Raw genomic sequence first — 9,841 nt, forward strand, 5'->3', positions numbered from 1 at the left:
TGATACCAAAGACTGCAAAGATAGCTATTTCTGATTGAAAAACTTAGAAAAGAATAACATTTGGTAATCTATAGAGTTGCTCCAGTACTCTCCTGTATGACCTCCCGGACGAACGATATAATCATGCTGTATATTCCTGTACATCATCTCCTTATGTAGTTGTTCGTTTACCTGAAAGAAAAAGTCATCCGTTCCGCAATCGAAGATAATCGCCAATGCCCCCGGTTCTATCTTATCCAACTGTGTAATAACTGTATGCCCGTTCCATCTTTCGGGATTCGCCTTATATGTACCAAGACGGCTCTTCATCTCCCAGCTGTTAGGAAAAGGGCGAATATCCACACCCCCGCTCATCGAGCCACACGCGCCAAACACATCAGGATGGTTTATACCCAGCCATAAGCCTCCGTGACCTCCCATGCTAAGCCCTGTTACAGCACGTCCTTTGGGAGAGGTTACAGTATTATAATTCCGGTCGATATACTCTACCAGTTCTTTACTTACATAAGTTTCAAATTGGAACTTAGGATCGACAGGGCTGTCCCAGTACCAACTGTTCTGTCCGTCAGGACAAACAACAATCATATTCAGGCGGGTTGCTTCCTGTGGTAGTGTTTTTTTCAGGTCAATCCACGAGTTGTAACGCCCGCTATACCCATGCAAAAGGTACAGCACAGGGTACTTTACCTCATTATCTTTGTCGTATCCGGCGGGCAGGATCACTACATTCTTTATACTCCGGTCCATCTTAGGGCTGAACACTTCGATTGTATCTACTGTCTGGGCTTGTGCAGAAGTGAATACAAATACTGCTAACAGAAATAAAATGCTAAGTTTTTTCATCATTTTTTATTTTAACTAAGTAACAACCAACGGTCACAGCAGCGAAGCGTATGAAAAAGTGACAATTGAAAATCGGCAGAGCGAAGCGGAGCCAAAAGTGACAGTTTTTTATTACTTTTTCCAGTTACTTTTATCTCTCGTAAAGACGCGAAGCCGTAATTCTCAGAACTCATTACTTATAACTCAAAACGTCTCTATTATAAATGCGAATCAAGGGTTAAAAAGCACAGTAACTTATTGTCCCGAAGGGACTGAAGGTGGATAACCACGGGCAAAACCCGTGGCAGGGACTGGCTGGAAAATATGTCTCTGTAGGAGGCAAATAGCAAAAATAAATGCCATTCGCCTCCTACGGAGACGGCCTCTCCCTATCCGATTTTTCCACGGGTTTTACCCGTAGTTATCCATGATTAGCCCACTTCGTGGACTTAGAACCCTGACTGCAAAACAGAAGATTGATTTATAATAGTATACTTCAACCCAGGGCAACCCTTGATTTGCATTATAAGATAATTTTACTTCTCTTTCCTTAAACAAAATTAATGCATCATTTTGTGTATTACGTAGGGGCGTATTGTATACGCCTGCAATAGGCGAACCCTTCAATACGAGGGTGTGTCAAAAGCCTCCTGCAATAAATATATTTCATTACTTACTTAACTACAGAATCTACTCTGCCATCCGAAAATACAGTTGTTATTTCATCCCCCCTGTTTACAGACGAACTTTGCTTAATCACTTTCCCGTTCTGCATTGTCAGGGTGTATCCCTTTTTCAGGATATTTTCAGGAGATGCGAGTTCCAGATGCTTTTCGTATGTGTTCAGTTGTATGTTTTTATCTTTGAATTGCTGCTGTGTCACACGTTTCAGAGTGCTTTCAATCAGTTCAAATTTTGAAAGGTTCTCTTTAACAGATTGTTGAGATTTCTTTATCAGTGCATCTTCATATACTGTAAGCCTGTTTTGCTTTTCTTTTTTTACCCTTTGTAAACTTCTGGATAAGAAATCTTTTGTTGAGGACAGGGTCGCTACCTGTTCTTTATACCACGCTTTGAGTACAAAAGAGTTTTTTGTTTCGAAAACGCTTAGTTGTACGGCTTCGTCCTGTAGCCGTTGCGTTGTCAGCATAACAATGTTCTGCGCTATTTCATCCAGTTCGAGCGCAGTTTCTGCCATATTGCCAATCAGGAATTCAGCCACGGCTGTCGGAGTCTTTGCGCGGGTGTGTGCTACTATATCGAGAACCGTGTCGTCACGTTCGTGCCCGATGCCGGTTATTATTGGCAAAGGGAATTGAGCGCAACTGGCAGCCAGAAGGTATGAATCGAAACTGCTGAGGTCTGAGGTCGCCCCCCCGCCACGTATGATGACAACGGCATCGAAACAATCCTGATATTCGTAAATGCGTTCAAGCGCCGAAATAATGGAATCTTCAGACCTGTCGCCCTGCATCACCGCCGCGAATAGCTTCGTGTAGAAGATAAAGCCGTAAACATTCCCTGCGAGCTGGTCGAGAAAATCCTCATAGCCCGCCGCAGTGGGCGAAGATATGATGGCGATCCGGTTTGTAGGGACAGGCAGTTCCAGTTCCTTATTCAGGTTGAGAACGCCTTCTTCTTCAAGCTGTTTCAGTATGGCGGCTCTGTTTAATGCCTGGTCGCCTAATGTATAGCTTGGGTCTATGTCGTGTATGGTAAGGCTAAATCCGTATAGTTCATGGAATTGCACACTTACCTGTACCAGCACTTTAATGCCGGAGGTAAAAGGCTGCTTGGTAGCGTTTTCGAAATAGGCTTTGAGCATAAAGAATGTATTTGCCCAAATCATCCCCCTCGCTTTGGCTAGCAGGTTGCGCCCGTTTATATCTTTCTCTATAAACTCCAGATAGCAATGCCCGTTCTGGTTGACACGCACGTCACTTGTTTCGGCGCGAATCCAGAACATCTCGGGAAGGCTGTCGTCAAGCACATTCTTTATCAGATTGTTCAGTTCATAAAGAGATATGGCGGGATTGCTCATTTCTTCCCTTTCTTTTCAGGTTTTAACGCGGCTTTTTTATCTGCCAGCAGTTGCGCTATTTCCATCGCCTTTTTCATATCGGGGATACCGTATCCGTAGTCGCGGTTAGGGTTGTCATAAATATCCGAAGACTGACGCACAACATCCTGTATCTCTTTATTCGTCAATGTAGGGAAGGCCTGCCACAGGCATGTGACCATTCCGCACATAATAGGGGAGGAGAATGACGTACCGCTACTATAGGACACAAACCCGTTATCTTTGACCACGGTAGCCATCTGCCCCAATGTCATGACGTCGGGTTTGATACGCAGGTCTTCGGTCAGTCCGCGGGAACTAAAATCAGCTATAATGGAATCGCGCTGGATGGCGCCTACTGTAAGTATATTAACGGCATCCGACGGGGGGGTGATCTTTTCCCATTCAGAGTCGCCGGAGTTGCCCGCGCTGATAACAAGCAGCATGCCTTTCTTTGCCGCCGCATCGGCTGCACGGGATATAAGGGCTGCCTTGCCTGTAAGGTCTTTGTGTGTATAGCTTTTGGCGGGGTAGTCATAATTGTTATAGCCCAGCGATGTGTTTACGACATCTACGCCTACACTGTCTGCGTACTCAATTGCGGTAGCCCAATAGTCTTCCTCGATAGGAAACTCGGAACGCGAATCTTCGGTACCGAACAACCAGAAGCTGGCTTCGGGCGCTGTTCCTACAAATTGCATAGGCTTGTTTGTGCCAATGCAGGACAATACGTTCAGCCCGTGCTGATTGGCATTGTTAAACAGGTCTTCGTTTTCGTACACAAAGCCCTTGTATCCTTTTATATCCAGATTGTCGAGCATGTCTATTTGCGGCAGGTGGCTGAACCCCGCGTCTATAACGGCAATTGTCATACCCTTGCCTTTATATCCTGCTTCGTGCAGGTATTGTCCGTTGTTGGTTTTTATATTGGCATTCCCCCGTGCGTAATAGTCGCCGAAAACGACAGTTTCTACCGCAGGATATCTGATAATGCTGTCTGTTTTTGTCGCGCCTTTTGGTTTGCCTCGCCATACGAACAGGGCATCCGACACGAACGGTAATTCCTTATATTTATCCACCATTGCGCTGTCGCTGCAATGAACGGCTACAGTGCCCTGCCATTTGCTGCGGGCAACTACCTTGCCGCCAACCTCTTCTATCGCTTTTATATATTCGGGGGAGATAGGAAGGTCGGTTTCATCTATTTCCAGGTTTTGCTTCTGCCGCCTTTCCAACGCCTTGGCAGATAAGAACTCTTCGGGCTTATCTATTGAATATGCGGTTTTGCCCTTGTCCTTCAATGTAAGACGGAATTTATAATTGTACTCTTGTGAAAAGGCAGTTATTGATGTAGCTATAAATAAGCAGGCGAATAATGTAATCTTTTTCATGACCTTATTATATGTTTTGTACAAAAATAGAGATAATAGTTTTTAGTTGGTAATAAGAGTTCTTGATATTTGTTAAATAATAGGAGGAGATGTCCGGTTTTTTTCCGAACATCTCCTCCTATTATTCTTGTTTTTGTAATCTTTTACAGCAGATTTCCTATCCTGAATCCTAGAAATACCGTACGTGGCAGGCTTGGCCCGTAGATATATGACGGGTCGCGATCAACGCCTCTGTCGTAATCTTTCTGATAAGAATTGAATATGTTTTTCATTCCGGCAAACCATTCAATAGTGACATTACCGGCCAGTCTCATGTCGTAATGGAACTTCAATCCGGCATCGAAAAAAGTTTTTGATTTGCGTAATTCCCCGGTTTCCGGATTTTCCAGTTCGGGCCCGAAATAAGGTACGAGCATTTTTCCTGTATAATTACCAGTAGCCGATAGTCCGAAGTTGCGGGCAAATTCCCAGTCCAGCGCTAAGAAGCCATAAGTGTCGGGCGTTCTGAAGAATTTTTTTTCGCCAAAGGTTTCATCCCCTACCTTATATTTACTGGATTGGAATGTGAAACCTGCACTCAGATTCAGCTTGTCGGACGGCATTAATTTGAATTCAAGGTTTACTCCCTGTACAACGGCGCCATCCTTTGAGTTGATGCGTGTATAGATAACAGTTCCGTTTTCATCGGGTTCTCCAATTTCATTTCTGAAAGGATTATGCAATTTGTTATAAAACCCTTCAACCAGGATACTTGTATTCACTCCTCCAAGTTTTTTGTTGAGGTCGAAAGACAATGTGAAGCTTGAACTGTTCTCCTGTTTCAGGTCAGGGTCATTCTTGTTTATTACCTGACGAGAACCGGAAGTTTCGATATGGAGGTCTTCATCGAAAATCTGAGGTGCGCGGTAGCCTCTTGAGAAGCCGAGACGGGTTTGCAGATACGGAAGTATGTCGTACATGATACTTGCGCGGGGCACCAGTACAGTCCCCGATTTATCGCTATCGGCCTGCTTGTCGTCTATCGTGTAATGCTCGACACGTGCGCCCGCTAGGAATTTCGCTTTCCCTACTTTTATTTCGTATTGGGCAAAAGCTCCTGTTGTAGACAGGGACTGGTCGGAAACGATACGGTTAGGGACGTGTGTTACAATTACTTCTGTTCCGGTTTCGTCCACTTCATATTCAGGATATCCCAGTTTTTTATCTATCAGGTGCGAACCGGTGTGTTCTACACCTGCTATCAAAGTTGAAAAATCATTGATTGATACTTTATACTGGGCGCCAAAGTTGTAAGTCTTGTCTTTGGTGTTGCCATAATCGCTTAACGACTGGTTTGCCCCGTAATAAGAATCCCTGTCGAGGTATTGTCCCGAAGCGAATACAGTAAGTAGATCGCTTTCGCGTAGATATTGCTCATAAGTAAGTGCTCCTGCCAGCATGTCGTGCTTTACCGATTCGGATATATCTCTTTCATGGTCGGGATAACTTTGTTTATTTCCTCCTTTTCGCTGTTCCCGTATATTGAAAAAGTCGAGGCTTAATTTGCTCCTGTAAGCAGGACGGTGAAAAATACGTGTTCCTATCACGGTGTTTTTCATTGGTGCTATTTCAGAAAAACTATCGCCATTTGCGTCAAACATTTTGCGGTCACGCATATTTCCGAAAACGGAAATTCCCGTTTTGTGGTCGTCAGTAACCAGTGTCGCATTGAATGTCGCGTTATAATCGGCAGCCGGCCCGTTAGAACCACTGACACCTGTCCCGATTAACGATGTGTTGAATCCTGCCTCAAAACTATTCGACTTAGGGTCTTTCAGTATCAGGTTGATAGTTCCGGCAATGGCGTTCGAACCATACAGAACCGAACCACCACCTCTGACTACTTCTATGCGCTCCAGCATATTCGCAGGAATCAATTCCAGGCCATATACTCCGGCCAGTCCGCTGAATATGGGGCGGCTGTTTATTAATATCTGCGAGTACGGGCCTTCCATACCGTTCATTCTTACCTGTGAGAAACCACAGTTCTGGCAGTCGTTTTCGTAACGTAATCCGGTACAATAGTTCAGGCCTTCGCCCAATACCACCGACTGGGTCGTTTCCAGCATCTTGGTGCTGATGGTATTTACTATTACAGGTGCTTCGGTTCGTTTCTGGGATGTTCGTCCCGCAGTTACGACTACCTCATTCAGGTTGAGGGCGTCTTCTTCAATTTCAAAGTTAACTTCTATTGATTTTCCCCGTTTTAGCTCTACTTCTTTTTCTTGCGGTTTATATCCTATGCCCTGTGCTACTACTGTAAATTTCCCTTCCGGTAAATTTTTCAAGGCATAGTGTCCGGTAGCATCTGTAGCTACACCGATAGTCGTATTTTTCAATACGATATTAATGAAAGAGATATGCTCGCCTGTTTTAGCATTGATTACATGGCCGAATATATTAGCATCGGTTCGCACCAGATCGGCATGTATGTGTGCAAGGTTGAAAAACAGGAAGACAGATAGGATTAGAAGAACTTTTGAAATACTTTTTGTTGTATTCATAATTAGTGTAAGGATAGATCAGTTGTTATATATAGGGTATAATTGAGGCACAAAAGTAGGAGGATTGCGTTTTTTTAACAATCGCTATATCTAGGTATTTTGCGCTAACTTGATACCTAGATATAGGGAGTATTTATTTTGTATCGATACTTGTCGCAACCGGAATTGTGCCTGACGTATTTTGTGATGTTTTGCTCCTCCGTCAAAAATCGGGATAGATAGTTTTGCCCCGAAATATGTAGCGTTAGACCAGAATGTACTCTTACTAATCGTGAATTGCTCATTTTCGAAATTATAACCGGAAGAAGCAAACAAGGATAAAGTCGGAAGATAAGCCTGCCGGAGTTGCCGGATTTCTAACTCCCCGGCTTTTTTCTCATTATTCAGTATAAGCAGTTCGGTTTTATTTTGTATATAGTTCTCCTGAACAGCGGATAAAAAGCTTTCTAATGGGGATAACTCCATATTGCCTTTTGCAAGAAACTGATATTCCAATGGCATACCCATCAATACTTTCAGGTAGTTCATCTGTTGGCTTAGGGTGGCGGCGGTTTTCTGAATATCGACTTTCATATTGCTGATATTCACCTTCATCCGGTTCAGGTCGATTTCGCGGGTAATTCATATAAATGGAATCCATAGGCATTCAGTTCTGCATTCTCCAAATCCTTGGCTATCCAACAGTAAGTTATGCGCAAGTCATCCAGCGCATCGTAATAAAGTATTATAGTAGAAGATTAAATTTAAATCATTTATCTTTTGCCTTTGCCCACGAATCTTTCAGTGATACAGTACGGTTAAACACCATATTGTCTGGTGTAGAATCCTTGTCCACACAGAAATATCCTGTGCGCTGGAACTGGAATTTGTCTCCTTCTTTCGCACCCTTCAGGTAAGACTCCATTTTGCAGCCTTTAAGTACCTTTAATGAGTCCGGATTCAACAGTTCCCTGAAGTCACGTTCATCATCAGCGGGGTTTTCTACCATGAAGAGGCGGTCGTACAAGCGTACTTCGGCATCGAAGCATCCGTCTACAGATACCCAGTGGATCGTTCCTTTTACTTTGCGTCCGCTGTCAGGCATACCGCTTTTTGTCATCTCGTCATATTCGGCATATACTTCGGTAACGTTACCTGCTTCATCTTTTTTGCAGCCTGTACATTTCACGATATACGCGTTTTTCAGGCGTACTTCGTTGCCCGGAGTCAGGCGGAAATATTTCTTAGGGGCATCTTCCATAAAGTCGTCACGCTCAATATATAACTCGCGTGAGAATAGTATCTCATGGCTTCCCGCATTCTCGTCTTCGGGGTTGTTCTGTGCCGGCATAATTTCGGTCTTACCCTCAGGGTAATTCGTTATAACCAGCTTTACCGGATTAAGAACTGCCGATACACGGTTTGCCTTCTTATTCAGGTCTTCGCGTATAGCATACTCAAGAAGTCCTATATCGTTTACCCCGTCATATTTGGTATAACCGATCTTGTCCATCAGTATGCGGATAGATTCAGGAGTATATCCCCTGCGGCGGAACCCTGTAATAGTAGGCATCCGCGGGTCGTCCCAACCTTTAAGTATTCCCTCTTCTACCATAGCGCGCAGGTTGCGCTTACTCAGCAGCGTATAAGTGAATTGCAGTTTGTTGAACTCATACTGACGCGGGCGGTAGTCGCTTGTCGCCAACTGGTCGATAAACCAGTCGTAAAGCGGGCGGTGAGGCACAAACTCCAAGGTGCAGAGCGAATGGGTTACTCCTTCGAAGTAGTCGCATTGCCCGTGCGCAAAGTCGTACATCGGATAAACGTTCCACTTGTTGCCTGTACGGTGATGCGGACGTTTGATAACACGATAAATAATCGGGTCGCGGAAGTGCATATTGGCTGCCGCCATATCTATTTTGGCACGAAGTACCATAGTTCCTTCTTCAATAACGCCTTCGTTCATCTTATGGAATAGGTCGAGGCTTTCCTCTACAGGGCGGTCACGGTAAGGGCTGGCAACTCCCGGCTCGGTAGGTGTTCCCTTTTGTTTTGCAATATCTTCGGCCGACTGCTCATCTATATAGGCTTTGCCTTCTTTTATCAGTTGTATGGCAAAGTCCCAAAGTTGAGGAAAATAGTCGGAGGCGTAATATACATTGGCCCAGTCATAGCCCAACCATTTTATATCGTCCATAATGGAGTCTACATATTCCACTTCTTCCTTTACCGGATTGGTATCATCGAAGCGGAGATTACATACCCCGCCATATTGTTGGGCTATACCAAAGTCTATACAGATAGCCTTTGCATGTCCTATATGCAGATATCCGTTTGGTTCAGGCGGAAAACGGGTTTGCACGCGGCTGTCGTTCTTGCCTTCTTTCAGGTCGTTTTCTACTATGACTTCTATAAAATTGAGACTTCTTTTAAGTTCTTCCGTATTTACAGTATTTTCAGACATATGGTATAGGAATATATTAGTTTCTTATTATTATTTTTCGGCTTCTTCCATGTATTGATGGTATAACTTGCGGAACTCCTCATATTCATCGGTGCCTATATAGCTGTTCACTATTTCTTGCGATTCTTTATATAGTTCCTCCGCTTTCTGCAGGTCAGCATCCTTAGCATATTCTATCGATTGCTTATTCAATTCAGCGGCCTTTTTGGCATCGTTATCCAGTGAAGAACAAGCAAAAAACAAAAATAAGATAAAAATTAACGCAAGCTGTTTCATATCATGTAAAATTGAAGGTACAAAGATATGCTTTTTTGGGTTATGAGTGGTAAAATGGGTGATTCATTCTGTAAGGTTGCTATGAAAACGAAAGAATTTGTTATATTTATTGGCAATACTGTCCTAAATAAAAATAGCATTTCCAAATGCCGGCTTGCAAATATGTTCAGGCGATGGTTCAGCTATATTCTGGAAAAAGGACCCCCTGCCGATATTCGGGAGCTGGTTCAGGAGGTTCAAGGAATGGATTGTCGAGCCAGTACTGCAAATCTATCTTTACGTACAGATTGAGCCTGATGAAAGCAAC

The 9,841-nt window shown here is 43.8% G+C and carries 7 protein-coding genes; all 7 read right to left on the reverse strand.

From position 1 onward, the window contains the following. Positions 1 to 24: 24 nt before the first annotated feature. Positions 25 to 843 carry an alpha/beta hydrolase family protein gene (locus D0T84_RS09060; protein WP_163307567.1) on the reverse strand — a complete coding sequence of 273 codons (819 nt, stop codon included), beginning with the start codon at positions 841 to 843 and terminating at the stop codon, positions 25 to 27. Between the two features lie 652 nt (positions 844 to 1,495). After that, a complete protein-coding gene (gene xseA / locus D0T84_RS09065) occupies positions 1,496 to 2,863 on the reverse strand; it encodes an exodeoxyribonuclease VII large subunit (RefSeq protein ID WP_163307560.1) in 1,368 nt (455 codons plus the stop codon). Then, positions 2,860 to 4,272, reverse strand: a complete 1,413-nt coding sequence (locus tag D0T84_RS09070; RefSeq protein WP_163307561.1) for a S8 family serine peptidase — start codon at positions 4,270 to 4,272, stop codon at positions 2,860 to 2,862. Before D0T84_RS09070 ends, xseA begins: the two co-directional genes overlap by 4 nt. 143 nt (positions 4,273 to 4,415) lie before the next feature. Continuing rightward, positions 4,416 to 6,815, reverse strand: a complete 2,400-nt coding sequence (locus D0T84_RS09075) for a TonB-dependent receptor (RefSeq protein WP_163307562.1) — start codon at positions 6,813 to 6,815, stop codon at positions 4,416 to 4,418. 90 nt (positions 6,816 to 6,905) lie between these two features. Beyond that, positions 6,906 to 7,388, reverse strand: coding sequence for a TolC family protein (locus D0T84_RS09080; RefSeq protein ID WP_163307563.1), 483 nt, complete (start codon positions 7,386 to 7,388; stop codon positions 6,906 to 6,908). A 175-nt stretch (positions 7,389 to 7,563) separates the two neighbouring features. Beyond that, positions 7,564 to 9,258: a glutamine--tRNA ligase/YqeY domain fusion protein gene (locus D0T84_RS09085; RefSeq protein WP_163307564.1), complete on the reverse strand. Its 1,695-nt coding sequence runs from the start codon at positions 9,256 to 9,258 to the stop codon at positions 7,564 to 7,566. A gap of 30 nt (positions 9,259 to 9,288) precedes the next feature. Next, positions 9,289 to 9,534 (reverse strand): hypothetical protein, encoded by a 246-nt coding sequence (locus tag D0T84_RS09090; protein ID WP_163307565.1) that lies wholly within the window; start codon positions 9,532 to 9,534, stop codon positions 9,289 to 9,291. Between the last annotated feature and the right edge of the window lie 307 nt (positions 9,535 to 9,841).

Origin of the sequence: Dysgonomonas sp. 521 (assembly GCF_010501055.1) — a bacterium.
In the GTDB taxonomy this organism is placed as follows: domain Bacteria; phylum Bacteroidota; class Bacteroidia; order Bacteroidales; family Dysgonomonadaceae; genus Dysgonomonas.

Excerpts from the sequence above, each read along its gene's own strand:
- D0T84_RS09060 (WP_163307567.1), bottom strand. The coding sequence starts at position 843 with ATGAAAAAACTTAGCATTTTATTTCTGTTAGCAGTATTTGTATTCACT.
- xseA (WP_163307560.1), bottom strand. The coding sequence starts at position 2,863 with ATGAGCAATCCCGCCATATCTCTTTATGAACTGAACAATCTGATAAAG.
- D0T84_RS09070 (WP_163307561.1), bottom strand. The coding sequence starts at position 4,272 with ATGAAAAAGATTACATTATTCGCCTGCTTATTTATAGCTACATCAATA.
- D0T84_RS09075 (WP_163307562.1), bottom strand. The coding sequence starts at position 6,815 with ATGAATACAACAAAAAGTATTTCAAAAGTTCTTCTAATCCTATCTGTC.
- D0T84_RS09080 (WP_163307563.1), bottom strand. The coding sequence starts at position 7,388 with ATGAAAGTCGATATTCAGAAAACCGCCGCCACCCTAAGCCAACAGATG.
- D0T84_RS09085 (WP_163307564.1), bottom strand. The coding sequence starts at position 9,258 with ATGTCTGAAAATACTGTAAATACGGAAGAACTTAAAAGAAGTCTCAAT.
- D0T84_RS09090 (WP_163307565.1), bottom strand. The coding sequence starts at position 9,534 with ATGAAACAGCTTGCGTTAATTTTTATCTTATTTTTGTTTTTTGCTTGT.